The organism is Agromyces mediolanus (assembly GCF_023715325.1).
GTDB lineage: Bacteria > Actinomycetota > Actinomycetes > Actinomycetales > Microbacteriaceae > Agromyces > Agromyces mediolanus_A.
In genome coordinates, this window is sequence record NZ_JAMBNX010000002.1 from 442,699 (window position 1) to 468,233 (window position 25,535).

Annotated in this window: 24 protein-coding genes; 19 read left to right on the forward strand and 5 right to left on the reverse strand. The window is 72.7% G+C overall.

The features are described from left to right. Nucleotides 1-271 precede the first annotated feature (271 nt). From M3147_RS05820 to M3147_RS05855, 8 genes are all read left to right on the forward strand, one after another. Nucleotides 272-1,879 (forward strand): carboxyl transferase domain-containing protein, encoded by a 1,608-nt coding sequence (locus M3147_RS05820; RefSeq protein ID WP_251202525.1) that lies wholly within the window; start codon nucleotides 272-274, stop codon nucleotides 1,877-1,879. A gap of 5 nt (nucleotides 1,880-1,884) precedes the next feature. Next, complete coding sequence (locus tag M3147_RS05825; RefSeq protein WP_251202526.1) at nucleotides 1,885-3,978, forward strand: acetyl/propionyl/methylcrotonyl-CoA carboxylase subunit alpha; 2,094 nt, start codon at nucleotides 1,885-1,887, stop codon at nucleotides 3,976-3,978. Beyond that, complete coding sequence (locus tag M3147_RS05830; RefSeq protein WP_251202527.1) at nucleotides 3,963-5,129, forward strand: acyl-CoA dehydrogenase family protein; 1,167 nt, start codon at nucleotides 3,963-3,965, stop codon at nucleotides 5,127-5,129. The genes M3147_RS05825 and M3147_RS05830 overlap by 16 nt, the downstream gene beginning before the upstream one ends. A 17-nt stretch (nucleotides 5,130-5,146) precedes the next feature. Next, a complete protein-coding gene (locus M3147_RS05835) occupies nucleotides 5,147-5,677 on the forward strand; it encodes a MaoC family dehydratase (protein ID WP_251202528.1) in 531 nt (176 codons plus the stop codon). Further along, nucleotides 5,674-6,501, forward strand: coding sequence for an HpcH/HpaI aldolase/citrate lyase family protein (locus tag M3147_RS05840; RefSeq protein ID WP_251202529.1), 828 nt, complete (start codon nucleotides 5,674-5,676; stop codon nucleotides 6,499-6,501). Before M3147_RS05835 ends, M3147_RS05840 begins: the two co-directional genes overlap by 4 nt. Before the next feature lie 74 nt (nucleotides 6,502-6,575). After that, nucleotides 6,576-7,628 carry an aldo/keto reductase gene (locus tag M3147_RS05845; RefSeq protein WP_251202530.1) on the forward strand — a complete coding sequence of 351 codons (1,053 nt, stop codon included), beginning with the start codon at nucleotides 6,576-6,578 and terminating at the stop codon, nucleotides 7,626-7,628. Between the two features lie 89 nt (nucleotides 7,629-7,717). Beyond that, nucleotides 7,718-9,100 carry a M16 family metallopeptidase gene (locus tag M3147_RS05850; protein WP_251202531.1) on the forward strand — a complete coding sequence of 461 codons (1,383 nt, stop codon included), beginning with the start codon at nucleotides 7,718-7,720 and terminating at the stop codon, nucleotides 9,098-9,100. A 37-nt stretch (nucleotides 9,101-9,137) separates the two neighbouring features. Continuing rightward, nucleotides 9,138-9,740, forward strand: a complete 603-nt coding sequence (locus tag M3147_RS05855) for a histidine phosphatase family protein (RefSeq protein ID WP_189086055.1) — start codon at nucleotides 9,138-9,140, stop codon at nucleotides 9,738-9,740. 57 nt (nucleotides 9,741-9,797) lie between these two features. Here M3147_RS05855 and M3147_RS05860 read toward each other — a convergent pair whose 3' ends face one another. Further along, nucleotides 9,798-10,283, reverse strand: coding sequence for a GNAT family N-acetyltransferase (locus M3147_RS05860; protein ID WP_251202532.1), 486 nt, complete (start codon nucleotides 10,281-10,283; stop codon nucleotides 9,798-9,800). 69 nt (nucleotides 10,284-10,352) lie between these two features. Between M3147_RS05860 and dapB the strand changes: the two genes are divergently transcribed. After that, nucleotides 10,353-11,105 carry a 4-hydroxy-tetrahydrodipicolinate reductase gene (dapB, locus tag M3147_RS05865; RefSeq protein WP_308201046.1) on the forward strand — a complete coding sequence of 251 codons (753 nt, stop codon included), beginning with the start codon at nucleotides 10,353-10,355 and terminating at the stop codon, nucleotides 11,103-11,105. Then, complete coding sequence (locus tag M3147_RS05870) at nucleotides 11,102-11,536, forward strand: hypothetical protein (RefSeq protein WP_251202533.1); 435 nt, start codon at nucleotides 11,102-11,104, stop codon at nucleotides 11,534-11,536. Before dapB ends, M3147_RS05870 begins: the two co-directional genes overlap by 4 nt. A gap of 4 nt (nucleotides 11,537-11,540) precedes the next feature. On the opposite strand, the gene M3147_RS05875 is transcribed toward M3147_RS05870, so the two are convergent. The 4 genes from M3147_RS05875 to M3147_RS05890 form a co-directional block, all read right to left on the reverse strand. Then, nucleotides 11,541-12,434 carry a TIGR01777 family oxidoreductase gene (locus M3147_RS05875; RefSeq protein ID WP_251202534.1) on the reverse strand — a complete coding sequence of 298 codons (894 nt, stop codon included), beginning with the start codon at nucleotides 12,432-12,434 and terminating at the stop codon, nucleotides 11,541-11,543. Between the two features lie 2 nt (nucleotides 12,435-12,436). Further along, nucleotides 12,437-12,862 (reverse strand): OsmC family peroxiredoxin, encoded by a 426-nt coding sequence (locus tag M3147_RS05880; RefSeq protein ID WP_251202535.1) that lies wholly within the window; start codon nucleotides 12,860-12,862, stop codon nucleotides 12,437-12,439. Nucleotides 12,863-13,002: 140 nt separating this feature from the next. Beyond that, nucleotides 13,003-13,485 carry a DUF4395 domain-containing protein gene (locus M3147_RS05885; protein ID WP_251202536.1) on the reverse strand — a complete coding sequence of 161 codons (483 nt, stop codon included), beginning with the start codon at nucleotides 13,483-13,485 and terminating at the stop codon, nucleotides 13,003-13,005. Then, nucleotides 13,472-13,954 carry a TlpA family protein disulfide reductase gene (locus M3147_RS05890; RefSeq protein ID WP_251202537.1) on the reverse strand — a complete coding sequence of 161 codons (483 nt, stop codon included), beginning with the start codon at nucleotides 13,952-13,954 and terminating at the stop codon, nucleotides 13,472-13,474. The genes M3147_RS05885 and M3147_RS05890 overlap by 14 nt, the downstream gene beginning before the upstream one ends. Nucleotides 13,955-14,076: 122 nt before the next feature. Here M3147_RS05890 and M3147_RS05895 point away from each other — a divergent pair, with 122 nt between their 5' ends. The 9 genes from M3147_RS05895 to M3147_RS05935 all read left to right on the forward strand — a co-directional run bounded on the left by M3147_RS05895 (nucleotide 14,077) and on the right by M3147_RS05935 (nucleotide 25,526). After that, the gene (locus M3147_RS05895) at nucleotides 14,077-14,886 is read left to right on the forward strand and encodes a thymidylate synthase (RefSeq protein WP_251202538.1); all 810 of its coding nucleotides are present in this window, start codon (nucleotides 14,077-14,079) and stop codon (nucleotides 14,884-14,886) included. Further along, nucleotides 14,883-15,434, forward strand: coding sequence for a dihydrofolate reductase (locus M3147_RS05900; RefSeq protein ID WP_251202539.1), 552 nt, complete (start codon nucleotides 14,883-14,885; stop codon nucleotides 15,432-15,434). The genes M3147_RS05895 and M3147_RS05900 overlap by 4 nt, the downstream gene beginning before the upstream one ends. 227 nt (nucleotides 15,435-15,661) lie before the next feature. Beyond that, nucleotides 15,662-16,546, forward strand: coding sequence for a type IV toxin-antitoxin system AbiEi family antitoxin domain-containing protein (locus M3147_RS05905; RefSeq protein WP_251202540.1), 885 nt, complete (start codon nucleotides 15,662-15,664; stop codon nucleotides 16,544-16,546). Between the two features lie 120 nt (nucleotides 16,547-16,666). After that, nucleotides 16,667-17,641, forward strand: coding sequence for a 4-hydroxy-tetrahydrodipicolinate synthase (dapA, locus tag M3147_RS05910; protein WP_308201047.1), 975 nt, complete (start codon nucleotides 16,667-16,669; stop codon nucleotides 17,639-17,641). A 72-nt stretch (nucleotides 17,642-17,713) separates the two neighbouring features. Beyond that, on the forward strand, nucleotides 17,714-19,387 hold the full coding sequence (locus M3147_RS05915) for a ribonuclease J (RefSeq protein ID WP_251202541.1): 1,674 nt from the start codon (nucleotides 17,714-17,716) through the stop codon (nucleotides 19,385-19,387). Between the two features lie 219 nt (nucleotides 19,388-19,606). Then, entirely contained in the window at nucleotides 19,607-20,656 is a 1,050-nt protein-coding gene (locus M3147_RS05920) for an efflux RND transporter periplasmic adaptor subunit (protein WP_251202542.1), read from the forward strand. After that, entirely contained in the window at nucleotides 20,653-21,363 is a 711-nt protein-coding gene (locus tag M3147_RS05925) for an ABC transporter ATP-binding protein (protein WP_251202543.1), read from the forward strand. Before M3147_RS05920 ends, M3147_RS05925 begins: the two co-directional genes overlap by 4 nt. Continuing rightward, nucleotides 21,360-22,601: an ABC transporter permease gene (locus M3147_RS05930; RefSeq protein WP_251202544.1), complete on the forward strand. Its 1,242-nt coding sequence runs from the start codon at nucleotides 21,360-21,362 to the stop codon at nucleotides 22,599-22,601. The genes M3147_RS05925 and M3147_RS05930 overlap by 4 nt, the downstream gene beginning before the upstream one ends. Before the next feature lie 75 nt (nucleotides 22,602-22,676). Further along, nucleotides 22,677-25,526: an FtsK/SpoIIIE family DNA translocase gene (locus tag M3147_RS05935; RefSeq protein WP_251202545.1), complete on the forward strand. Its 2,850-nt coding sequence runs from the start codon at nucleotides 22,677-22,679 to the stop codon at nucleotides 25,524-25,526. The last annotated feature ends 9 nt before the right edge of the window (nucleotides 25,527-25,535 follow it).

Consider the following 25,535-nt stretch of genomic DNA (forward strand, 5'->3'; position numbering starts at 1 on the left):
CGGCGTTCGCTCGGTCAACCGGGCGCGGGATCCCCGGGTGCGGGCGGCCGGGGTGGTCGCCCGGGGAGGAGCACGTCGCGCCGGGAGGCGCCGAAGCGCCGCGGAGGCCTCCGCGGGTGACCATCTCCTCCGGCGGTGCGAGCGGGCGGGGCGCGGTGGCAGCGGGATGCCGCACGCCGTGCTTGCCGTTTCGGTTAGTCGCCACTAACATAAACTCGAGTTAGCGGGCATTAACCGAATTTCCCGCCGACGCCACGATGGAGAGGCGGACATGGGCGCGTTGCAGACCGCAGTCGACCCGGCATCCGATCGCGCGGTCGCGAACGCCGCCGCCCACGCCGAGCTCGCCGCCGAGCTGCGCGAGCGGCTGGCGCGCGCCGCCCGCGGCGGCCCCGAGTCATCGCGGGAGCGCCACGTCGCGCGCGGCAAGCTGCTGCCGCGCGAGCGGGTCGAGCGGCTGCTCGACGAGGGCAGCCCGTTCCTCGAACTCTCCCCGCTCGCCGCTGAAGGGCTCTACGGGGGCGACTCGCCGGGTGCCGGGCTCATCACCGGCGTCGGCCTCGTGCACGGCCGACCCGTCATGGTCGTCTGCAACGACGCCACGGTGAAGGGCGGCACCTACTACCCGATGACGGTGAAGAAGCACCTCCGGGCGCAGGAGGTCGCGCTCGAGCACCGTCTGCCCTGCATCTCGCTCGTCGACTCCGGCGGCGCGTTCCTGCCGATGCAGGACGAGGTGTTCCCCGACCGCGAGCACTTCGGCCGCATCTTCTTCAATCAGGCGACCATGTCGTCGCGCCGTATCCCGCAGCTCGCCGCCGTCCTCGGCTCCTGCACCGCGGGCGGCGCCTACGTGCCGGCGATGAGCGACGAGACCGTGATCGTGCGCGGGCAGGGCACCATCTTCCTCGGCGGGCCGCCGCTCGTGAAGGCGGCCATCGGCGAGGTGGTCACGCCCGAGGAGCTCGGCGGCGGAGAGCTGCACGCGCGCACCTCCGGGGTCGTCGACCATCTCGCCGAGGACGACGAGCACGCCCTCGAGCTCGTCCGGGACATGGTCGCCACGCTCCCCGCGCCCGCCGAGCGCGCCTGGGCCGTGCGCGAGCCGCGCCCGCCGCTCGTCGATCCGGCCGAGCTCACGAGCGTCGTCCCCGTCGACGTGCAGCAGCCCTACGACGTGCGCGAAGTCATCGCCCGGCTCGTCGACGGCAGCGAGTTCGCCGAGTTCAAGCCCGACTACGGCGACACCCTCGTGACCGGCTTCGCCCACCTCGACGGGCACCCGATCGGCATCGTCGCGAACAACGGCGTGCTGTTCAGCGAATCGGCGCTGAAGGGCGCGCACTTCATCGAACTGTGCGACCAGCGCGGCATCCCGCTCGTCTTCCTGCAGAACATCTCCGGCTTCATGGTGGGCCGCGACGCCGAGGCCGGCGGCATCGCGAAAGACGGCGCGAAGATGGTCACCGCCGTCGCGACGACGCGCGTGCCGAAGCTCACCGTCGTCATCGGCGGCTCCTTCGGGGCCGGGAACTACTCGATGTGCGGGCGCGCGTACTCGCCCCGCTTCCTCTGGATGTGGCCGAACGCGCGCATCTCGGTGATGGGCGGCGAGCAGGCCTCCTCGGTGCTCGCCACCGTGAAGCGGGACCAGCTCGTCGCGCGCGGGGAAGACTGGCCAGAGGCCGACGAGGCGGCGTTCCGTGCGCCGATCCGAGCGCAGTACGAGGAGCAGGGCAGCCCGTACCACTCGACTGCGCGGCTCTGGGACGACGGCATCATCGAGCCCGGCGACACCCGCACGGCGCTCGCCCTCGCCCTCGAGCTGGCCAGCCGCACCCCGCTGCCCGAGCCCCGCTTCGGCCTGTTCAGGATGTGACCGCGATGACCGATCAGCAGCTCCGCCGCCCCGCCGGCCCCCGCCCCTTCGACCGCGTGCTCGTGGCCAACCGCGGCGAGATCGCCGTCCGCGTCATCCGCACCCTGCAGCGACTGGGCATCGATGCCGTCGCCGTCTACTCCGACGCCGACCGGGACGCCCCGCATGTCGCGCTCGCCGACCGTGCGGTGCGCATCGGACCCGCGCCGGCCGGTGAGAGCTACCTCGACCCCGAGCGCCTCGTGCGCGCCGCGGTCGAGAGCGGGGCCGAAGCGGTGCACCCGGGCTACGGCTTCCTCTCCGAGCACGCGGGCTTCGCCCACGCGTGCGCCGAGGCAGGGCTCATCTTCATCGGCCCGGGGGCGCGGGCGCTCGAGGTCATGGGCGACAAGATCCGGGCGAAGCGCCACGTCGCGGCGAGCGGCGTCCCGATCGTGCCGGGCGTGGCCGACCCGTCGCTCGACGACGAGGCTCTGCTGGAGGCCGCCGAGGGCGTCGGCTTCCCGATCCTCGTGAAGCCCTCGGCCGGCGGCGGAGGCAAGGGCATGGAGCTCGCGCACGACCGACGCGAGCTGGCGGCCGCGCTGCCGACGGCGCGTCGCGTCGCAGCGGCCGCGTTCGGCGACGACACGCTGCTCCTCGAGCGCTTCATCGAGCGCCCGCGGCACATCGAGGTGCAGGTGCTCGCCGACGCGCACGGCGGCGTGGTGCACCTCGGCGAGCGCGAGTGCTCGCTGCAGCGGCGCCACCAGAAGGTCATCGAGGAGGCACCCTCGGCGCTGCTCGACGAGGCGACGCGCGAGCGCATCGGCCTCGCGGCCTGCGAGGCGGCGAGAAGCGTCGACTATCGGGGGGCGGGAACGGTGGAGTTCCTGGTCTCGGATGCCGCGCCGGGCGAGTTCTTCTTCATCGAGATGAACACCAGGCTGCAGGTGGAGCATCCGGTCACGGAGCTCGTGACCGGGGTCGATCTCGTGGAGCAGCAGCTCCGGATCGCCGCGGGCGAGCCCCTCGCGCTCGCCCAGGACACGCTGCGCCTCGACGGGCACGCGATCGAAGCCCGCCTCTACGCCGAGCGGCCTGCCGACGGCTTCCTGCCCTCGACCGGGCCGGTGCTCGCGTGGGTGCCGCCATCGGGCGAGGGCATCCGCGTCGACGCCGGCCTGCGGGAGGGGCAGGAGATCACCGCGCACTACGACCCGATGCTCGCGAAGCTGGTCGCCTGGGCGCCCGATCGTGCGACGGCGATCGCGAGGCTGCGCGCCGCGATCGAGCAGACGGTGCTGCTCGGCGTCGACACGAACCTCGACTTCCTCGGCGAGCTCCTCGACGATCCCGAGGTGCGCGCCGGTCGACTGCACACGGGGCTGATCGACGAACGCCCGGCGCCGGTCGATGTCCCGCCGACTGAGGCCGCGTTGGCCGAGGCGGCGGCGCTCGCGGAGCGCGAGGCGCTCGCCGCAGCCGGCCCCGTCGCCCGCGCGTGGCAGCGTGAGCGGGGCTGGCGGGCATCGCGGCGGGCTGCGGCCGCCGAGCCGCCCGCCGCCGCGCCCGCCGCCGCGCCCGCCGCCGCGGTCACCGACGCGCCCGCCGACGCGGTGGAGGCCGGGGCCATCGCCGTCCGCGCGCCGGACGGCGCGATCTGGGTGCATGTCGACGGTCGGGCCGAGCGCATCGTCCCGCTCGGACGCCGTGCCGCGCTCGAACGACGCCTCGCCGCCGCGGAGCGCGGGGGAGCGGCGGATCCGGTGCTCCGTGCGCCGATGCCCGGCAGCGTCACGGCCGTGCTCGTGGCCGACGGCGAGGCGGTCGAGGCGGGCGCCGCGATCCTCGCCATCGAGGCGATGAAGATGGAGCACCGTGTCGTCGCCCCGTTCGCCGGGGTCGCGCGGGTCTCGGTCGCGGTCGGCGCGCAGGTGTCCCGAGACCAGGCCGTGGCACGGGTCGAGCCGGTCGAGGGCGGCGCGAGCGACGGCCGCCTCCCCGACCCCGACTCCGACCTCCCCGATCCCGGCCGCGCCGAGCCCGACGCCGCCGAGCCCCCGGCCCACGAGGCCACGACCCATGAGCAAGGAGCACCGCAGTGGACTACCAGCTGAGCGACGAGGAGCAGGCGCTCTTCGACCGCGTCAAGGACTTCGCCGACACCGTCGTCGCGCCCGCCGCGTACGAGTACGACACGAAGCGCCGGCTGCCGCTCGAGATCATCGCCCAGATGGGCGAGCTCGGTCTGTTCGCGCTGCCGTTCCCGGAGTCGGTGGGCGGGCTCGGCAAGTCGTACTTCCAGCTCTGCCTCGCCGTCGAGGCCCTCGGGCGGGTCGACCAGTCGATCGGGGTCACGCTCGAGGCGGGGGTCGGCCTCGGCGTCATGCCGATCTACCGCAACGGCACACCCGAGCAGCACGCGGAGTACCTGCCCGACCTCGTCTCGGGGCGCGCCCTCGCCGGCTTCGGGCTCACCGAGGCCCGCGCCGGATCCGACGCGGGCGCGACGCAGACGACCGCCGTGCTCGACGGCGACGAGTGGGTCGTCAACGGGTCGAAGCAGTTCATCACGAACTCCGGCACCCCCATCACGAAGCTCGTCACCATCACCGCGGTCACCGGCGAGCGCGAGCTGCCCGACGGCACGGTGAAGAAGGAGCTCAGCTGCATCATCGTGCCGAACGGCACCCCCGGCTTCACCGTGGAGGAGGGGTACGACAAGGTGGGCTGGCACACGAGCGACACCCACCCGCTCACGCTCCGCGACGTGCGGGTGCCGGCCGCCAACCTCCTCGGTGAGCGCGGCCGGGGCTATGCGAACTTCCTGCAGCGGCTCGACGAGGGACGCATCGCCTTCGCGGCCCTCGCGACCGGCGCGGCGCAGGGATGCCTCGAGGAGGCGCTGCGCTACGCCAAGAGCCGCGTCGTGTTCGGTCACGAGATCGGGCGCAACCAGCACATCGCCTTCAAGATCGCGAAGATGCAGGCCAGAGTGCACCAGGCGCGGCTCGCCTGGCACGACGCCGCCCGCAAGATGGACGCCGGACTGCCCTTCAAGATGGAGGCCTCGATCGCGAAGATGGTGTGCGGGGAGGCGGCGATGGACAACGCGCGAGACGCGACGCAGATCTTCGGCGGCTACGGATTCATGAACGAGAACCCGGTCGCCCGCCACTACCGTGACTCGAAGATCCTCGAGATCGGCGAGGGGACCACCGAGGTGCAGCTGATGATCATCACGAGGGAGCTCGGGCTGACGGCCTGAGCGGCGAGGAGGTCGCCATGACGGATGCCGGCGCCGAGACTCCGGCGATGCGCGAGATCGTGCAGCGGGGGCTCTGGTTCGAGGAGTTCGAGGAGGGGGTGCGTTACGTGCACCGCCCGGGGCGCACCGTGACCGAGGCCGACAACGTGCTCTTCACGACGCTGACGATGAACCCGCAGCCGCTCCATCTCGATCGGGCCTTCGCCGAGACCCAGCCGTTCGGCCGAGTGCTCGTGAACTCGATGTTCACGCTCTCCACGCTCGTCGGGCAGTCGGTCGCCCAGCTCACCCTCGGCACCCTCGTAGCGAACCTCGGCTTCGGCGAGATCGCGTTCCCGGCGCCGGTGTTCGTCGGCGACACGCTCTCGGGCGAGAGCCTCGTCGAGGGCAAGCGGCTGTCGTCGTCGCGGCCGGGCGAAGGGGTGGTGACCCTCCGGCACACCGCCCGCAATCAGGAGGGCGTCGTCGTGGCCCGCTGCACGCGGAGCATGCTGGTGTGGACGCGCGAGGCGGGGGAGCGGGCCGCCGCCGGGGGAGCACGACCATGAGCGGCGCGTTCCGCTTCGGCCCGGCCCTGCTGTTCTGTCCGGCCGACCGGCCCGACCGCTACGCCAAGGCGCTCGAGCGCGCCGATGCGGTCATCCTCGACCTCGAGGATGCGGTCGCCGCCGCGGCGAAGCCCGCGGCGCGACGGGCGCTCGTCGAGCATCAGCTCGACCCCGAGCGGGTGATCGTCCGGCTGAATCCGGCGGCGAGCGGCGAGCTCGAGGCCGACCTCGAGGCGCTCGCGCAGACGGTATACCGCACCGTGATGCTGGCGAAGTGCGAGGGGACGGCCGACCTCGTCGAACTCGGTGAACTCGAGGTGATCGCGCTCTGCGAGACGGCCCGCGGGGTGCTCGCCGCGGGCGAGCTGGCCGCCCTCGCCCCCGTGATCGCCCTGATGTGGGGCGCGGAGGACCTCATGGCGTCGCTGGGGGGCACCTCCAGCCGGTTCTCGGACGGTCGGTACCGTGACGTCGCACGGCATGCCAGGTCCCAGGTGCGCCTCGCGGCCGCCGCGTACGGGGTCGCCGCCGTCGACGCGGTCCACCTCGACCTCGACGACGACGCGGGGCTGCGGGCGGAGGCGGACGACGCGGTCGCGCTCGGCTTCGAGGCGACCGCGTGCGTGCACCCGCGTCAGGTCGAGCTCGTGCGGGCGGCGTACCGGCCGGATCCGGGCGCGCTCGCGGAGGCGCGGGCCGTGCTCGCCGCAGCGGCGGGGGAGGGCGGCGTGTTCGCGTACGAGGGGCGCATGGTGGATGCCCCGCTGCTCCGCCAGGCCGAGGCCGTCGTTCGCCGAGCGGGCGGTTCGCCAACGATTCGGTAACGCTTCGGCGGTCGTTCACGGCCGGTGGTATCCCTGCCCCGTACGCTCGAAAGCGATCCTGGGGAGGAGGACTGGTGGCACGCCACACGATGACGAGAGCCGAGCCGCACGAGCTCGAGGCGGTCGAGGTCGAACTCGACGCGGCGTCCATCGACGAGCCCACCGAGCTCCTGGTCCAGTCGAACCCCGTCTCCGGTCCGATCCGTGTGCCGCGCACGGCCGCCCTCGGCGACACCGGCATCGCGGTGCACCCGCTGGCCCTCGGCGGCAGCGTCTTCGGTTGGACGCTGTCGCACGAGGCATCCTTCGCCGTGCTCGATCGCTTCGCCGGCCTCGGCGGCGAACTCGTCGACACGGCCGACGCGTACGCCTCCGGCCGCAGCGAGCAGATCATCGGCGCCTGGCTCGCCGATCGCGGTCTCCGCGATCGCATGACGATCATGACGAAGGCCGGCCGGCACCCGGAGCACCGCGGCCTCTCGCCGCGATCGCTGCAGGGTGCCGTGGACGCCTCGCTCGTCCGCCTCGGCGTGGAGCGCATCGACGTGCTGTTCTTCCACGGCGAAGACGCCGAGGTCCCGCTCGAGGAGAGCCTCGGCGCCGTCGACCGGCTCATCGAGGCGGGCAAGGTGCGTTCGATCGGTGCCAGCGACTTCTCGCCGGAGCGCCTGATCGAGGCGCGAGTGCTCGCGGCGAACGGGCTGCCGAGGTTCCAGACCGTCACGACCGCGTACAACCTGATGGACCGGCGGGGTTTCGAGGGGGCGCCCGAGCTCGTCGCGCACGCCCAGGGGCTCGCGGTGCTGCCGTACTTCGCGCTCGCCGGCGGGTTCCTCGGTGGTCGTGTGCGCCGCCGCACCGACCTTCGGCACGACGCGAGGGGGGCACGCGTGGCGCGTCACCTCGGCCGGCGCGGTCACCGCGTGCTCGCCGTGCTCGACGACATCGCCACGGAGCACGGCGTCACCACCGCCACGATCGCCGTGGCGTGGCTGCAGTCGCGCTCGACCGTCGCTGCGCCGGTCGCGGGCGTCTCGCACCCCGACCAGGTGGATGCGCTGATCGCCGCGGCCTCGGTGCAGCTGCAGCGCTCGGAGCTCGTCGAGCTCGACCGCGCTTCGGCCTGATCCGTTCACCCCGCCGGACCTCCCGCTGTGCCGTGGTCGCCCGGAGAGGGGCGACCCACCTCCGGGGGACGTGGCTTAGGCTGTTCGGGATGAACGGCGCTGTCGACCTCCCTCTCGGCCTGGCCGAGCTCTCCTTCCGGGCGGCCGGGGAGTCGCTCGTCCGGCGCAGCGTCCTCCCTTCGGGCGTGCGGGTGCTGAGCGAGCAGGTGCCGGGCGCACGGAGCGCCACGATCGGCTTCTGGGTCGCGGTCGGCTCGCGCGACGAGCAGCCCACCGAGGCGGGCCATCCGGCCACCTACGGCTCGACGCACTTCCTCGAGCACCTGCTCTTCAAGGGCACCGCCGGGCGCAGCGCGCTCGACATCGCGGTCTCCTTCGACGCGGTCGGGGGCGAGCACAACGCACTCACCGCGAAGGAGCACACCTGCTACTACGCGAAGGTGCAGGACCGCGATCTGCCGATGGCGGTCGAGGTCCTCGCGGACATGTTCACGTCGTCCCTGCTCGACGCGGGCGAGTTCGAGACCGAACGCGGCGTCATCCTCGAGGAGCTCGCGATGGCCGGCGACGACCCGGCCGATGTCGCCGGTGAGCGCTTCTTCGCCGCCGTGCTCGGCGAGCACCCCCTCGGCCGACCCATCGGCGGCACGCCCGAGACCATCCGGGCGGCCACCCGCGACGCCGTCTGGGAGCACTATCGGGCCAACTATCGGCCGCAGGACCTGGTCGTCACGGTCGCGGGGGCGGTCGATCACGACGAGCTCGTCCGCCTGCTGGAGACGGCACTCTCGGCCGCGGGCTGGCGCATGGACCAGCAGGGGGCCCCGGTCGAGCGTCGGACCACGGCCCCGGCCCCGCTCCAGCGCGGGCCGGAGCTCACCGTCGTGGAGCGCCCGATCGAGCAGGTGAACCTGCTCGTCGGCGTGCCCGGCCTCGTCGCCTCCGACGCACGACGTCCGGCGATGAGCGTGCTGAACGCGATCTTCGGTTCCGGCATGAGCTCGCGCTTGTTCCAGGAGGTGCGCGAGCGCCGCGGCCTCGCCTACTCCGTGTACTCCTTCGCACCGGCCTACTCCGACGCGGGCCTCTTCGGCATGTACGCCGGCTGCGCCCCGCAGAAGGCAGGCACCGTCGCCGGGCTGCTCCGCAGCGAGCTCGAGCGGCTCGCCGAGCACGGAGTGACCACGGAGGAGCTCGCCCGGGCAGCGGGCCAGCTCGGCGGCGCCTCCGCGCTCGCCCTCGAAGACTCCGACACGCGCATGTCGCGTCTCGGTCGGGCCGAGCTCACGCTCGGCGAGTTCCAGGATCTCGATGAGGCGCTCCGGCGCATCGCACTCGTCACCGTCGACGACGTGCGGGCGCTCGCAGCAGACCTCGTCTCCCGGCCGTTCTCGGTCGTCGCCGTTGGCGCGACCGACGAGGCCGCCCTCAGCGGAGCGGCCGAGGCCGTCTCCGCGACCAGCGTCGCCTGAGCGCGGCATCCGATCGACGACAGGGAATCGAAACCTCGTGGCACACCACCTCTACCTCGTACGCCATGGCGAGCAGCTCGACGCCGAGCACGGCATGCCGGACGGACCGCTCTCGCCGAGGGGACGCCGACAGGCGGAGCTCCTGGCGGAGCGGCTCGGCGGCATCCCCTTCGACGCCGCGTGGCACTCGCCGCTGCAGCGTGCCGCGGAGACGGCGGAGATCGTCGCTGCGAAGCTCCCGGCCGTGACGCCGGAGCCCTCGGCCCTGCTGTTCGACTGCATCCCCTCGGGACCGGCGCCAGAGACGCCCTCGGCCTACGCCCCGTTCTTCGGGGCCGTCACGGACGCCGAGATCGAGGCGGGCAGCGCGCAGATGGCCGACGCCGTGGCGGAGTTCCTCCGCTCGCACCGCGACGACCGGCACGAGCTGCTGATCACGCACAACTTCGTGATCGCCTGGTTCGTGCGTGAGGTGCTGGGCGCCCCCGACTGGCGCTGGGTGTCGATCAACCAGGCGAACTGCGGCCTCACCGTGCTCACGCAGAAGCCGGGGCGGCCATGGAGCCTCGTCGTGCACAACGACCTCTCGCACCTCCCGCCGGAGCTGCGCACCGGACTGCCCGAGCCGTACGCGCTCTGAGCGCGGCGGCTCGCGCCTCGTGGCGCGCGGCCTACCGAGGGCGGAGAGGCGGATGCCTCAGCCGAGTCGCTTGCCGAACCAGTCCGTCGCGTTCGGGTTCGCGTTGTAGGGCTCGATCGGCGTGAAGCCGCTCGCGCGGTAGAGCCCGCCGGCCGCCTCGAGGCTGCGATTGGTGTCGAGCACGAGCTCCTGCGCACCGAGCTCCCGCGCCCGCTCCTCGAGGGAGTCGAGCAGCCGCCGGCCCTCCCCGCCGCCGCGTGCCGCGGGAGCGAGCCAGAGGTGCTTGACCTCGAAGCGGATCAGCTGCTCGGGCTCGGGGGAGCGTTGGATGCGCCGCACGCCGCCGCAGCCGACCGCACGCCCGTCCTCGGCCGCGACGAGCAGGAACGCGCCGGCCGGCGGGGCGAACTGCGCCGGATCGGGGAACGTCGGGCGGTACTCGCCCTGCTCGGGCGGGAAGCCCACGGCCCGCTCGGCGAAGTACGCCGTGAGCATGGCCTGCGCGTCCGCGTCGGCGACGTCGACCTCTCGGTGCTGCAGCATGGGTCCAGCCTACGGCTGAGCCCGGTGGGAGCCGACGGCCCGGGCGCCCGCTCGGGATAGGCTGGCGGGGTGACGATACGGGTCGCGGTGGCCGGAGCCACCGGCAAGATGGGACAGCTCGCGACGAGGCTCATCGAGGCCGCAGACGATCTCGAGTTGCACGCCGGACTCGACTCGCGCACCCCGCTGAGCGCGCTCGACGGTGCCGATGTCGTGCTCGACGTCACTCACCCCGCCGCGAGCGCGGCGATCGTGGAGCACGCGGTGCGGGGAGGCATCCCCGTCGTCGTCGGCACCTCCGGCTGGTCGGCCGACCGCATCGTCGGCATCGAGCGGCTCGTACGCGACACGGAGGGCGCGCGCGCCGTGCTCTTCGTCCCGAACTTCTCCATCGGCAGTGTGCTCGGCTCCGCGTTCGCGGCGCTCGCCGCTCGGTTCTTCGACTCGATCGAGGTGGTCGAGGCGCACCACGCAGGCAAGGTCGACTCACCGTCGGGTACGGCGGTGCGCACGGCCGAGCTCATGGGCGAGGCCCGAGCCGCGGCCGGCGAACCGCCCGTCGCTGCGCCGCACGTCGACCAACGGGCCCGCGGTCAGCTCGTCGCCGGTATCCCCGTGCACAGCCTGCGCATGACCGGACTCCTCGCCGAGCAGAGGGTGCTCCTCGGCGGCGACGGCGAGACCCTGCAGATCACCCACTCGACGCTCTCGTCGAGCTCCTACGAGGCGGGCATCCTCCTCGCCCTCCGTCGCGCACCCGACGCGGACGGCGTGAGCGTGGGACTCGACGCGCTGCTCGACCTCGGGCTCGGCGCGCGATGAGCGTGCGCGTCGGCGCCGCCGTCATGGCGGTGCTGCTCGCCGTCTACCTCGTGCTGGTGGGCTGGCGAGCGGTGCAGTTCATCGGTACCGGCGAGCCGATCGCGGTGGCGATCGGGGTGGCGCTGCTCGTGCTGCCGCTGATCGGGGCCTGGGCGCTCTGGCGCGAGGTGCTCTTCGGGGCCCGCTCGCAGACCTTGATGACCAGGCTCGCGGCGGAGGGCGGCACCGAGCTCGGGCTGCCGATGCTGCCGAGCGGCCGCCCCGAGCGGCAGGCCGCCACCGAGCGCTTCGACGAGTTCCGGCTCGCGGTCGAAGCCGAACCGGAGTCGTGGCGCGCCTGGCTTCGGCTCGGGCTCGTCTACGACGCCGCGGGCGATCGGCGACGGGCCCGCCAGGCCGTGCGCCGGGCGATCGAGCTCTCCCGGGCCTGAGGCCTCAGCGCGCCGAGGCGAGCATCGCGTCGAGCGCCGTCTCGACCGAGGGGCGGGTGAAACGGTAGCCGTCGGCCAGGAGCCGCTCGGGAATCGCGGCCTGGTCGGCGAGCAGCAGCTCGTCGGCGGCCACCCCAAGCCCTAGCCTGAGAAGCGGGGCCGGGACGGCGAAGAAGTACGGCCGACGCAGCCGGGTGGCGAGCGCGGCGAGGACGTGATCGGCGGTGGCCGGCGCGGGCCCGACGAGATTCACCGGGCCGGCGAGCTCCGAGTCGAGCAGGTGCAGCATCGCCCCGACCTCGTCGTCGAGGGCCACCCACGGCCAATGCTGACGCCCGCTGCCGAGGCGGCCGGACAGCCCGAACCGGGTGAGCCCGGCGATGCGGCGCATCGCCCCGCCGCGACCGACGACGATGCCGGAGCGCAGCAGCACCGTTCGGGTCGCAGGTGGCGCGCGCAGCGCCTCCGCCTCCCAGACCTCCACCACCTCGGCCAGGAATCCCTCGCCCCGTCCGGCCGACTCGGGGAGCGACTCGCCCGGCCGGTCGCCGTAGGCGCCGACGGCGGAGGCGCTCAGCAGCACCGCCGGCGGGGAGTCGGCCGCCCGCATCGCCTCGACGAGGGTCCGGGTCGCGGCGACCCGCGAGGCGACGATCTCGGCGCGGTACCCGCGCGTCCAGGGCAGGCGCGCGAGGGAGGCGCCGGACAGGTTCACGACCGCGTCGGCCCGCTCGATCTCGGTGAGGTCGATCTCGCCCCGCTCCGGCGCCCAGGCGGACTCGTCGCCAGCCGATGCCGGGCGGCGCACGAGCCGCACGACCTCGTGCCCCGCGGCCCGCGCACGGGCCACGAGCTCGGTGCCGAGGAAGCCGGACGCGCCGGCGACGAGCACCCGCACGATCAGGCCAGCTCGGCCTCGATCGTGATCGGGATGCCGGTGAGCGCCTGCGAGATCGGGCAGTTCTGCTTCGCGTCCTCGGCGAAGGTCTGGAACTCCGCCTCGCTGAGGCCCGGAACGCGTGCGCTCACGAGCAGGTGGCTGCCGAGCACACCCTTGCCGGCCTCGAAGGTCACGGCAGCCGTCGTCTGGATGCTCTCGGGCTCGTGCCCGGCACCGGACAGCGCGTGCGAGAGCGCCATCGAGAAGCAGGAGGAGTGCGCCGCGGCCAGCAGCTCCTCGGGCGTCGTCGTCGCGTCGGCGCCCTCCGAGCGGGCGCGCCAGTTCACGTTGAACTCGGCGAGCTTCGAGGAGTCGAGGCGGACGCTGCCGGAGCCGGCGACGAGGCTCCCGTTCCAGACGGTGGTGGATTCGCTCGTGACGGCCATGGGGTCCTCCTCTTCGCGCCGGGGATCCGGCGTTCGTTCGGTGCGTCGAGCGTCACATGACGCGGACTCCGGCCGCTCGGGCCGGGCCCGGCGTCCCGTTCGGGCGCCCGCCGGAGCTCGTCTTCGAGCCGTGAACCAGCCTAGCGAAGCGAACCGGCGAGCGGTCGAGCGGGGCGGATCACCCGGGCGCGGATCAGCAGCAGATACAGCTGGCAGCCCAGGCAGAAGCCGAACGCGGCGTTCAGGAAGGCGGCGACGAAGGCGGCGGCGGCCGCGATCGGCACGGCGAGCGGAAGGCCGAGTGCGCCGAGGACGACCCCGGCGCCGGCGACGACGAAGCCGACGCCCTGGGCGAAGGTCGGCGGACGCGGGTCCTCGAGCTCCGTGGGCGGTGCGAGCCGCGGGCGGAGGAGGCCACGGTAGAGGAGCCCGAACGGATGCCGGGCGACGCCGGCCAGGGCGCCCCAGGCGAAGAGGAGCGTGAGCGCGGTCAGCAGCAGCCAGGCCGCGGCGTTCGCGCCGGCGAGGCCGAGTACGACGTCGGCGAGCAGCAGCGCCGCGGTGACGGCCGCGCTGAATCGCGGCCCGCGCGGGTCGATGGGGGCGGGTTCAGCTCGTGACACTGGTCCTCCTCGTGAGCGAGTCGACGAGCTCAACGAGCTCGTTCATGCGGGGCGGGCCGCCGATGCGGGCGTGTTGGCGTCCGGCGGCGTCGAGCACCAGCGTCGTCGGCGTCTGCAGCACGGCGAAGCGCGCGGCGAGCTCCGGATCGTCGGTGAGGTCGATCTCGAGGTGCCGGACGCCGGCGGAGCCGGCGGCGAGCTCGCCGAGCAGGCGGGCGGTGGCGGGGCAGCGGCTGCAGTACGCGGTGGAGAACTGCACGAGCGTGATGCGCTCGCCGAACGAGGCCGGGTCGACGCCGAGCGCGGCGGCCGCGGAGTCGGCCGGCGAGGCATCCGCCGCCGAGGCATCCGTCGGTGCGGCGCCGGGGGAGCGGACCACCCGCCCGCTGCGCGCTCGCAGCAGCACCCCGAGCACCGTCGCCGCACCGAGCAGGGCGAGGGCGATGAGGAGGGCCGTGGTCCAGGGCATGCGGCGATGCTAGGCGCGGCGGATCCCGCCCGCGAGGATGTTGCGCCGGGTGACGCGGCGTGACGCCCGGCGGCCCAGCGCGGCACGCCCGCGGCGTCGGCGGGCGGGGCTAGCATCGAGGGGTGGCAGCTGCGATCCCGACCCCGTACGAAGACCTGCTCCGCGACGCGCTCGAGCACGGCACGCACAAATCCGATCGCACCGGCACGGGCACCACGAGCGTGTTCGGCCGGCAGATCCGCTTCGACCTCGCGCAGGGCTTCCCGCTCATCACGACGAAGCGCGTGCACTTCAAGTCGATCGCGTACGAGCTGCTCTGGTTCCTCCGCGGCGAGTCCAACGTGCGCTGGCTGCAGGAGCACGGCGTCTCCATCTGGGACGAGTGGGCCGACGCCGAGGGCGAGCTCGGTCCCGTGTACGGCGTGCAGTGGCGCTCCTGGCCGACGCCTGGCGGCGAGCACATCGACCAGATCGCCCAGGTGATCGAGCAGATCCGCCAGACGCCCGACTCGCGCCGGCTCATCGTGTCGGCGTGGAACCCGGCCGACATCCCCGACATGGCGCTCGCGCCGTGCCACGCGATGTTCCAGTTCTACGTGGCCGACGGCAAGCTCTCGTGCCAGCTGTACCAGCGCAGCGCCGACCTGTTCCTCGGCGTGCCGTTCAACATCGCCTCCTACGCCCTGCTCACGCTCATGGTGGCTCAGCAGACCGGGCTCGAGCCGGGCGACTTCGTCTGGACGGGCGGCGACTGCCACATCTACGACAACCACCTCGAGCAGGTGCGCACCCAGCTCGAACGCGAGCCCTACCCGTCCCCGACGCTGCGCCTCGCGCGGAAGCCCGAGTCGATCCTCGACTACGAGTACGACGACTTCGTCGTCGAGGGCTACGAGCACCACCCCGCCATCCGCGGCGCGGTCGCCGTATGAGCGACGGCGCCGCCGGCTCGGCCCCCGCGGCCGCGCTCGGGCTCGTCTGGGCCGAGGCGCACGGGGGAGTGATCGGTGCCGGTGGCGGCATGCCGTGGCACGTGCCCGAAGACCTGGCGCACTTCAAGGCCGTGACACTCGGCGCGCCCGTCGTGATGGGTCGCAAGACCTGGGACTCGCTGCCCGAGCGCTTCCGCCCCCTGCCGGGCCGAGCGAACATCGTGGTGAGCAGGCAGGCCGAGTGGGCGGCCGACGGCGCGCAGCGGGCCGGCACGCTCGACGAGGCGCTCGCGCTCGCGGTGGCGGATGCCCCGGCCGGTCGGGTGTGGGTCATCGGCGGCGGCGAACTGTTCCGTGAGGCGGTCCGGCGCGCGGATCGCCTGGAGGTGACCGAGCTCGACCTCGAGGTCGCGGGCGACGCCTTCGCCCCCGAGCGCGGTTCCGAGTGGCGGCTCGTGGCCGTCGATCCCGAGTCGGCCGGTGGCGAGCCGCGCTGGCACACCTCCCGCTCCGGCATCCGGTACCGCTTCCTCACGCTCGAGCGCTGACCGGCGCCCGCCGGCCACGCCCGCCCGCCCGTCACGCCCGCCGGCGCGAGTTGCACGACGATCCGCCCGGCGCGCCCGCTCGGCCCGCGCGTCGTCGGATCCGTCGTGCGACTCGCACGCACGCACCGGGCCCGCGCCTCGTCCTCACCAGCCACCCGTCGGCCCGATTCGTGCACAGATGCACCCCGCCGGAAGCCACGCGCACCGCACCGCACCAGGCTGCCGGTATGCCCCTCCCTCCCGCCCTCGTCCGTCGCCGGTGCTTCAGATCGGGCGGCGTCGCCCGCACCAGCGAGCTCGCGGCGAGCGGCATCGACCGATCCTCCCTCGCCCGTGCGGTGGCCGACGGTGAGATCGTCCGGCTCCGAGAGGGGGTCTACGCGGTGCCCGACCTCCCGGTGCCGGTGCAGACCGCGATCCGTCACGGGGGAGCGCTCGGATGCCTCAGCCGAGTCCACGCCGCCGGGCTCTGGGTGCTCGAGCCGCCCGAGACCGTGCACGTGTCGATGCCGCGAACCGGGCGGAGGCGTCGCCACGAGGGCTGCCGCTGCGTCACGCACTGGAGCCGCGCGCCTGCGACGGAGCCTCGGGCGTCGCTCGAGGAGGCCCTGCTCCAGCTCCACGGCTGCCGAGGGTCCGAGGAGTTCTTCGTCGCGCTCGAGTCGGCGATGCGCAAGCGATTCCTGACGAAGCCCCGCGTGGCGGCGCTGCGGGCGCGGCTGCCCGCGAAGCATCGCTGGCTCGTCGACTTCGCCCGGTGGAACGCCGACAGCGGGCTCGAGTCGCTGCTCCGGCTGCGGCTGCGCTCGCTGGGACTCGAGCTTCGGTCGCAGGTCCGGGTACCCGGGGTCGGCCGGGTCGACTTCGTGCTGGGCGACCGCGTGATCCTGGAGGCCGACGGCAAAGCGAACCACGTCGACGCTCCCGATTCGCCGTCGTCCGCCTCGAAGCGGCACAAGGATCTCGTGCGCGATGCCGCAGCGGCCGCGCTCGGCTTCGAGACGCTGCGCTTCGACTACGCCCTCATCGTCCACGACTGGCCGACGGTCGAGGCCGCCATCCTCGCCCTCGTCGCCGGCGGACGGCACCTCGATGCGCGAGTTGCACGATGAAGCGGTCGGCGGGCGCTCCGTGTGCGGCGCGTCGTGACGTTCATCGTGCGACTCGCGGGCGAGGTTCCGCGAAGCGCAACGGATCGTCGCCCGGCGCGCGGAACCGATAGCCTGGAGGGCGTGACTCAGGAAAACCCCTTCGGACAAGTGCTCGTCGCGCTCGTCACGCCCATGACGGCGGACGGCGAAGTCGATTGGGCCGGGGTCGAGAAGCACATCGACGACGTCATCACGAACGGCGCCGACGGCATCGTCGTCACCGGCACCACGGGGGAGACCTCGACGCTCACCGACCCCGAGAAGCTGCGGCTCGTCGAGGTCGGCAAGGACGTCGCCGCGGGCCGGGCCAAGATCATCACCGGCGGCGGCTCGAACGAGACGGCCCACGCCATCGAGCTGTACCAGCACAGTGAGAAGGCCGGCGCCGACGGCATCATGATCGTCACGCCGTACTACAACAAGCCGACCCAGGCCGGCATCCTCACTCACTTCCGCATGGTCGCCGACGCGACCGACCTGCCGGTCATCCTCTACGATATCCCCGGCCGCACGGGCGTGCCGATCACGTACGAGACCATCCTGCGGCTCGCGAAGCACCCGAACATCCTCGCCGTGAAGGACGCCAAGGGCGACTTCAGCGAGGTCAGCCGGGTGCTGAACCAGACCGAGCTGATGTACTTCTCCGGCGACGACGCGAACGTGCTGCCGCACCTGGCGATCGGCGCAACCGGGCTCATCGGCGTCACCGCCAACATCGCGCCGGCGCCCTACCGGGCCATCGTGGACGCGGTGAACCGGGGCGACCTCGCCGCGGCGACCGCTGAGCACCAGCGGCTGGAGCCGCTCGTGCGCGCGACCATGACGCACGTGCCCGGCACGGTGGCGGCGAAGTACATCCTGCACGGCCTCGGCCGCATCGGCAGCCCGCGCGTGCGTCTGCCGCTCGTCGGCCCCGAGGAGTGGGAGGCCGCCCTCATCGAGGACGAGATCGCCCTCGTGCAGGGCGTGCCCGGCGCCGACTTCCACAACTTCCGGCCCGACCGCAACGCCGCCGCCGGCGGTGCGTTGCCGAAGATCGCCGGAACCACGCGCTGAACGGCGCCCCGAGACATCCGCTGGGCCGCGCGGCCCGCACCGTCAACTGAACATCAACACGAAGGAGGGCCTATGCCCGACGTCTTTGAACCCGCCACGCTCGAGGCGGGCACGCTGCGCGTGATCCCGATCGGCGGCCTCGGCGAGGTCGGCCGCAACATGACGAGCTTCGAGATCGACGGCAAGATCCTGATCGTCGACTGCGGCGTGCTCTTCCCGGAGGAGCACCAGCCCGGCGTCGACCTGATCCTGCCCGACTTCGGCTTCCTCGAGGAGCGCCTCGGCGACGTCGTCGGCGTCGTGCTGACGCACGGTCACGAAGACCACATCGGCGCCGTGCCCTACCTGCTGAAGCGCCGCGCGGACATCCCGCTGATCGGCTCGACCCTGACGCTCGCGCTCGTCGAGGCGAAGCTGAAGGAGCACCGCATCCAGCCGTACAGCCTCACGGTGCGCGAGGGGCAGCGCGAGACGCTCGGCCCCTTCGACCTCGAGTTCGTCGCGGTGAACCACTCGATCCCCGACGCGCTGGCCGTCGCGATCAAGACCCGGGCGGGCAGCGTGCTGGCCACCGGCGACTTCAAGATGGACCAGCTGCCGCTCGACGGCCGGCTCACCGACCTGCGCGATTTCGCACGGCTCGGCGAGGAGGGCGTCGACCTGTTCCTCGTCGACTCGACGAACGCGGATGTGCCGGGCTTCACCCCGCTCGAGCGCGAGATCGGGCCGGTCCTCGACCAGGTGATCTCCCGGGCGACGAAGAAGGTCGTGGTGGCGAGCTTCTCGAGCCACGTGCACCGTGTGCAGCAGGTGCTCGACGCGGCGCACTCGAACGGGCGCCGGGTCGCGCTCCTCGGCCGCAGCATGGTGCGCAACATGACGATCGCCGCCGAGCTCGGCTATCTGAAGGTGCCGGAGGGCGTGCTCGTCGACTACAAGAAGGCCGGCGACATCCCCGACGAGCAGATCGTCTACATGTCGACCGGGTCCCAGGGCGAGCCGATGGCCGTGCTCAGCCGCATGGCGAGCCGCGACCACCAGATCGAGATCGAGCCCGGCGACACCGTCATCCTCGCCTCGAGCCTCATCCCGGGCAACGAGAACGCCGTCTACCGCGTCATCGACGGGCTCACGAAGCTCGGTGCCAACGTCGTGCACAAGGGCAACGCCCGGGTGCACGTCTCGGGCCACGCCGCGGCCGGCGAGCTGCTCTACTGCTACAACATCCTGAAGCCGCGCAACGTGCTGCCGATCCACGGCGAGTACCGGCACCTGGTCGCGAACGCGAAGCTCGCGCAGGACACCGGCATCCCGGCGCGCAACACCTTCATCGGCGAGAACGGCACCGTCTTCGACCTGAAGGACGGCGAGGTGCGCGTCACCGGGCAGCTCGACCTCGGCTTCGTCTACGTCGACGGTTCGACCGTCGGCGAGATCACCGACGCCGATCTGAAGGACCGCCGCATCCTCGGCGAGGAGGGCTTCATCTCGGTCATCGTCGTCGTGGACGCCGCGACCGGCCGCGTCATCTCCGGGCCCGAGATCCATGCCCGCGGCTTCGCCGAGGACGACGCGGTGTTCGAGGACGTGAAGCCGAAGATCGTCGGCGCGCTCGCGGATGCCGCGCAGAACGGCGTGCGCGACGCGTACGCCCTGCAGCAGATCGTGCGCCGCACGCTCGGCACCTGGGTGAACCGGCGACTCCGCCGTCGGCCCATGCTCGTGCCGCTCGTCATCGAGGCGTAGTCCGCCGCCGTCCCGTTTCCTCGCACCGCCCGCGGCTCCGGCCCGGGCGGTGCGTGGCGTTTCGGAGGCGGCGCGTGCACCCCGGTGACCTGGAAGTGGCGCGTCAGCGACCGGCGCTCGGGGTTTTCCCGGATTCATCCCCGAGACGTATGAAGCGGAGCCGATTCACCCCATATGGTGGTCCAGTGCCCGGGGGCCGGGCTGAAGGATTGGGGTGTCGTGGGCGTCTGGCGCAAGTGGATCTTTCCGATCATCAGGGTGGTGCTCGTCGCGGTCGTCGCGGTGGCGCTCGTGAAGCTCGCGTTCTTCCCCGACCGCGCCGAGGACGACGCCGCGCTGCAGCCGGGCGGCAGCCTCACCCAGCCCGAGGTGATCGTCTCGACCGGCACCATCACGAACGATCTCGTGCTGAGCGGCACGGTGAACGCCGACGCCGCGGTCACCGTGAAGGCCACCGGCACCGGCACGGTCGACGAGATCTTCATCGGGGCGGGGAGCACGGTCACCAGGGGTGACAAGATCTTCGACATCAAGGTGGAGAACCCGCCCGCGGTGGTCGAGGCGCCCGGCCCCGACGGGCAGCCGATGAGCGTGCCGGCCGAACCGACGTACCGCTTCGAGAAGGTGCTCGCCCCCGCCGACGGCGTCCTCACCTCGCTCGACGTGATCGAAGGGCAGCCCGTCACGACGGGCGCCGCGGCCGGCAAGGTCGCGCCGCCGTCCTTCAACGTCACGGCCACACTGAGCCCCGAGCAGCAGTACCGGCTCACCCAGCAGCCGAGCGAGGCGACCGTCGCGATCACCGGCGGGCCGGCTCCCTTCACCTGCACCGGGCTCACCATCGGCACCCCGCAGACTGCGAGCGGCGACGGCGGCGGCGACGGTGGCGGTGACGGCGGCAGACCGTCCGATACCGGCGCGACCGCCGCGACGGTGCGCTGCGCGGTACCGGGCGACGTCCGTGTCTTCCCCGGTCTCGCCGCCGAGGTCACGATTCAGGCCGGCTCGGCCGAGAACGTGCTCATCATCCCTACCACCGCGGTGAAGGGCGGCGCGGAGACGGGCGTCGTGTGGGTCGTCGACGCCGAAGGCGCCCAGACGGAGCGCAGTGTGAAGCTCGGCCTCAGCGACGGCACCCAGGTCGCGGTCGCCGAGGGGCTGGCCGAGGGCGACACGATCCTCGAGTTCGTGCCCGGCGCCCCCGCGGTCGTGCCGGGCATGGACGGCTGCGAGCTGCTGCCGGACGGCAGCCAGGTGTGCCTCGGATGAGGCTCGTCGAGGCCATCGACGTGGGTCGCACGGTGCAGATCCCGGACGCCGACCCGCTCACGATCCTCCGCGGCATCGACCTCACGGTCGAGGCGGGCGAACGCGTGTCGATCGTCGGGCGCAGCGGCTCCGGAAAGTCCACGCTCCTGAACCTGCTCGGACTCATCGACAGTCCGACCGAGGGCGAGCTGCGCATCCTCGGCGAGGACGCCGCGCGGCTCCGCGGCGCCCGGCGCGATCGGATGCGCGGTCGCGAGATCGGGTTCGTCTTCCAGCAGTTCAACCTGCTGCCCGGTCGCACGGCGATCGAGAACGTCCAGACGCCGCTGCTCTACGCCGGTGGCGCCTCCTTCTGGCGTCGCGAGCGGATCGCGCGCGAGATGCTCGAACGGGTCGGCCTCGGCGAGCGCACCGCTGCGCGGCCCGAACGCCTCTCCGGCGGCGAGCAGCAGCGTGTCGCGATCGCCCGTGCCCTGGTCCGCCGTCCGCGGCTGATCCTCGCCGACGAGCCGACCGGTGCCCTGGACCTGGAGACCGGCGGCACCGTGATGGAGCTCATCGAAGAGGTCGCCGCCGAGACTGACGCCGCCCTCGTCACGATCACCCACGACCCGGCCATCGCCCGCCGGGCCGACCGCCATCTTCGTCTCAGCGAGGGCCGGCTCGTGCCGCTCGACGATCCCGTGCCCGCCGGGAGCGCCGCATGAACGCGCTGGCACGGATCGCGACCGGCTTCGTGAGCGCCGTCGCCGAGGCGATGGAGGAGCTGCGCATCCACCGCGGACGTGTGCTGCTCTCGCTCGTCGGGGTCGCGGTCGCCGTGTGCGCGCTCGCGACCGTGGTCGGGGCGGGCGCGGTCGCCGAGCAGGGCGTCCGCGAGACGTCCGAACGCGGCGGCGGACGTGCGGCGACGGCGACGTTCAACGTGAATGCGACGACCCCGCCCGAGCCCGAGCGCGTCGATGCCGCCTGGCGCGAGGTCCTCGACCGCTACGCCGTCGCCTACGGCACGAGACTGAGCTACGGCGAGATGCTCGTGCAGTTCACGGACGGCGCGGTGGCCGTGCCCGTGCAGGCCGTCGATCCGGCGTACGGCATCATCCACCGGGTCCGGGTCAGTGAGGGCGTCTGGTTCGGCGACGCCGACGCAGAGCGGCTCGCGCCGGCCCTCGTCATCAACGAGGCGTTCTGGGACCGCCTCGGCCGCCCGCCCCTCGCGACGCATCCGACGGTGGAGCTGCTCGGCGAGGGCGGCCGCACCGCGGTCGTCGTCGGCGTCACGCCGCGCAACGGGGAGTGGGACACCGAGCCGACCGCCTTTATGCTCGCCGACGCATACGCCTCGCTGCCGGTGCCGGGCGGCACCGGCTCGTCCATGATGGGCAGCCTGCTGCCGAGCTTCGAGGCGTGGATCGACCGGAACCAGGCCGACCCGATCGTCGAGGCGATCCGTCGCGACTTCGCGGCCGCGCTCGGCGATGGGGCGCAGGTCGACGCCTTCCGCACCGACTACGCGGCGTTCGGTGACGATCCGCTGCTCTTCGTCAAGCTGCTCGTCGTCGGAGTCGCCGTCGTGATCCTCCTCCTCGGTGCGCTCGGTCTGGTGAACATCGCCCTGGTGACGGTCCGCACCCGCATTCGCGAGATCGGCATCCGGCGCACCTTCGGCGCCACCGCGGGACGGGTGTTCTTCGCCGTCCTGATGGAGAGTGTCGTCGGCACCTTCGTCGCGGGCGTCGTGGGGGTCGGGGCCGCGATCCTGCTCGTGCGCAGCCCCCTGATGACGATGGTGCTCGGCGGCGGGGAGCTCGAAGACCTCCCCGGCTTCCCGATCGAGGCCGCCGTGATCGGGCTCGGTTCGGCCGTGCTGGTGGGGGCCCTCGCCGGGATCCTGCCCGCGTTCGCGGCGATCCGGGTGCGGGTCATCGACGCGATCCGGTTCTGAGCGTGTGCCAGCGGATCCGGAACATTCCCGCGCAGCTGCAGGCCGGTGACGGCGGGCGGTCGTAGCCTGGTGGGCATGGCAACGAGCACGAAGTCGACGGGCCGTGCCTCGGGTACCTCGACCCGCGGCACCGCCGCGCGAACTGCCGCGACCAAGAAACTGCCCGCCGCGACGGCGAAGCAGAGCAAGGCCGCCCAGGCGAAGGCCGCGCAGTCGGAGGGGCCGAACCTGCTCGTCCGAGCCTGGATGGGGCTCGCGCACGTCGCGGGCGGCGCGGCTCGCGCGCTGGGCCCCGAGACGCTGCAGAAGGAGGAGCGCCGCGACGGGTTGCCCTTCTTCCTCGTGCTGCTCGCGTTCGCCGGGGCCGTCATCGAGTGGTTCCTGATCAACGATCCGGTGGCCCAGACGCTCGACGCCTGGAGCTTCGGCGCGCTGTTCGGGCGCGTCGCCTTCGCCCTGCCGGTCGTGATGCTGCTGTTCGCGGTGTGGTTGTTCCGCCATCCGAGCTCCGTGCACGACAACACGCGCATCGGGATCGGCCTGGGGCTGCTCCTCGTCACCGTCTCCGCGCTCTGCCACATCTTCGGCGGGCAGCCCGAGCCGAGCGAGGGCATGGCCGTCCTGGCCAAGGCCGGCGGGGTGCTCGGGTGGATGCTCGCGCAACCGCTGATCTTCCTGATCACCCCGATCGGCGCCACCGCCGTCGTGATCCTGCTCCTGCTGCTGGCGCTCCTCATCATGACGAAGACGCCGCCGAACCGGATCGCCGCGCGGTTCCGCGAGCTCTACGTCTGGCTCTTCGGTGCGCCCGAGTCCGAGCTCGCAGACGACGAGCCCGCGACGAAGCCCAGCCGGCGCAAGAAGGAGCGCAGCGAGCCGGTCGAACTCGACGGGCTCGACGATGACGACGACGAGCCCAGCGCGAGCGGTCTCGTTCCGTGGTGGCGTCGAAACAGCTCGAACCGCGAAGAGGACCCGGGGTTCGAGGCCCCAGGCGTCGACGGGCTCACCGAGGTGTTCGGTCCCGGTTCCGCCGACGGCAGCTTCGAGTCGGCGATCGAGGGGGAGGGCGGCTACGACGCCGAAGTGCTCGGCGAGCTCGAGCGCGCGGAGTCCGCGGTGGCGCGGTTCACGGGCGAGGTCCCGCACGGCGGCACCGGGCTGCGCGGCGACGACGCGGGCGCCACGGCCGTGCTCGAGCCGCTCGCCGGCCTCGACGACGACCCGTCGGGCGAGGCCGGAGCGGAGCTCGTGCCCGACGCGGCCGCCGAACCGCAGCCCGACCGCCCGTACCATCTGCCCGCCTCCTCCACGCTCGCGGCGGGAGCTCCGGCGAAGACGCGTTCGCAGGCGAACGACGACGTGGTGCGCGCGATCACCGGCGTGCTCGAGCAGTTCTCCGTCGATGCGAAGGTCACCGGCTTCTCGCGGGGTCCGACCGTGACCCAGTACGAGATCGAGCTCGGGCCGGGCGTGAAGGTCGAGCGGGTCACCGCGCTGTCGAAGAACCTCTCCTACGCGGTCGCCTCGAACGAGGTGCGCATCCTCTCGCCGATCCCCGGCAAGAGCGCGATCGGCGTGGAGATCCCGAATGCCGACCGTGAGATCGTCACGCTCGGCGACGTGCTGCGGGCGCCGGCCGCGGCGAACGCGAAGCACCCGATGACGATCGGTGTCGGCAAGGACGTGGGCGGCGGCTACGTCATCGCGAACCTCGCGAAGATGCCGCACCTCCTCGTGGCAGGCTCGACCGGCTCGGGCAAGTCGAGCTTCGTCAACTCCATGATCACGAGCCTGCTGATGCGGGCGAAGCCGAGTGACGTGCGCATGGTGCTCATCGACCCGAAGCGCGTCGAGCTCGCCCCGTACGCGGGCGTCCCGCACCTCATCACCCCCATCATCACGAACCCGAAGAAGGCGGCCGAGGCGCTGCAGTGGGTCGTGAAGGAGATGGACATGCGGTACGACGACCTCGCGTCGTTCGGCTTCCGCCACATCGACGACTTCAACAAGGCCGTCGTGAACGACGAGATCGTGCTCCCGGCGGGCAGCGAGCGGGTGCTGAAGCCGTACCCGTACCTGCTCGTCGTCGTCGACGAGCTCGCCGACCTGATGATGGTCGCCCCGCGCGACGTCGAGGACTCGATCGTGCGCATCACCCAGCTCGCGCGCGCCTCCGGCATCCACCTGGTGCTGGCGACCCAGCGCCCCTCGGTCGACGTCGTCACCGGTCTGATCAAGGCGAACGTGCCGTCGCGCCTCGCGTTCGCGGTGACGAGCGTCACCGACTCCCGCGTCATCCTCGACCAGCCGGGTGCCGACAAGCTCATCGGCCAGGGTGACGGGCTCTTCCTGCCGATGGGGGCGTCGAAGGCGCTCCGCGTGCAGGGCGCGTGGGTGAGCGAGTCCGAGATCGAGCGAGTGGTCTCGCACGTGACGCGCCAGGCCCGACCCGACTATCGCCAGGACGTGCAGGCCGCGGTCGAGCGGAAAGAGATCGACTCGGACATCGGCGACGATCTCGAGCTGCTGCTCGCGGCCGCCGAGCTCGTGGTGTCGACGCAGTTCGGCTCGACCTCGATGCTGCAGCGCAAGCTCCGGGTGGGCTTCGCGAAGGCGGGCCGGCTCATGGACCTGCTCGAGTCGCGCGAGATCGTCGGTCCCTCCGAGGGATCGAAGGCGCGCGACGTGCTCGTGACCGCCGAGCAGCTCCCGGGCGTCCTGGCGAAGCTCCGCGGCGAACCCTCCGGTCCGGCTGCAGCGCAGGCACCGGCGCAGGCACCGGCACCGGCGGCTCAGGCCGCCCCGGTGGCGACGCAGGTCGACGACCGCTACGACGACCCGGTGGGACGCATCCCGGAGGGGCTCGAAGAGGTCGAAGCGGTCGACGACGAGGATGCCTGGGGCCTGACCGGTCGTGACTGACCGGGTAGC

Excerpts from the sequence above, each read along its gene's own strand:
- M3147_RS05835 (WP_251202528.1), top strand. The coding sequence starts at position 5,147 with ATGACGGATGCCGGCGCCGAGACTCCGGCGATGCGCGAGATCGTGCAG.
- M3147_RS05880 (WP_251202535.1), bottom strand. The coding sequence starts at position 12,862 with ATGGCCGTCACGAGCGAATCCACCACCGTCTGGAACGGGAGCCTCGTC.
- M3147_RS05905 (WP_251202540.1), top strand. The coding sequence starts at position 15,662 with ATGCCCCTCCCTCCCGCCCTCGTCCGTCGCCGGTGCTTCAGATCGGGC.
- M3147_RS05930 (WP_251202544.1), top strand. The coding sequence starts at position 21,360 with ATGAACGCGCTGGCACGGATCGCGACCGGCTTCGTGAGCGCCGTCGCC.
- M3147_RS05870 (WP_251202533.1), top strand. The coding sequence starts at position 11,102 with ATGAGCGTGCGCGTCGGCGCCGCCGTCATGGCGGTGCTGCTCGCCGTC.
- M3147_RS05860 (WP_251202532.1), bottom strand. The coding sequence starts at position 10,283 with ATGCTGCAGCACCGAGAGGTCGACGTCGCCGACGCGGACGCGCAGGCC.
- M3147_RS05900 (WP_251202539.1), top strand. The coding sequence starts at position 14,883 with ATGAGCGACGGCGCCGCCGGCTCGGCCCCCGCGGCCGCGCTCGGGCTC.
- M3147_RS05840 (WP_251202529.1), top strand. The coding sequence starts at position 5,674 with ATGAGCGGCGCGTTCCGCTTCGGCCCGGCCCTGCTGTTCTGTCCGGCC.
- M3147_RS05825 (WP_251202526.1), top strand. The coding sequence starts at position 1,885 with ATGACCGATCAGCAGCTCCGCCGCCCCGCCGGCCCCCGCCCCTTCGAC.
- M3147_RS05925 (WP_251202543.1), top strand. The coding sequence starts at position 20,653 with ATGAGGCTCGTCGAGGCCATCGACGTGGGTCGCACGGTGCAGATCCCG.
- M3147_RS05915 (WP_251202541.1), top strand. The coding sequence starts at position 17,714 with ATGCCCGACGTCTTTGAACCCGCCACGCTCGAGGCGGGCACGCTGCGC.
- M3147_RS05850 (WP_251202531.1), top strand. The coding sequence starts at position 7,718 with ATGAACGGCGCTGTCGACCTCCCTCTCGGCCTGGCCGAGCTCTCCTTC.
- M3147_RS05935 (WP_251202545.1), top strand. The coding sequence starts at position 22,677 with ATGGCAACGAGCACGAAGTCGACGGGCCGTGCCTCGGGTACCTCGACC.
- M3147_RS05890 (WP_251202537.1), bottom strand. The coding sequence starts at position 13,954 with ATGCCCTGGACCACGGCCCTCCTCATCGCCCTCGCCCTGCTCGGTGCG.
- M3147_RS05820 (WP_251202525.1), top strand. The coding sequence starts at position 272 with ATGGGCGCGTTGCAGACCGCAGTCGACCCGGCATCCGATCGCGCGGTC.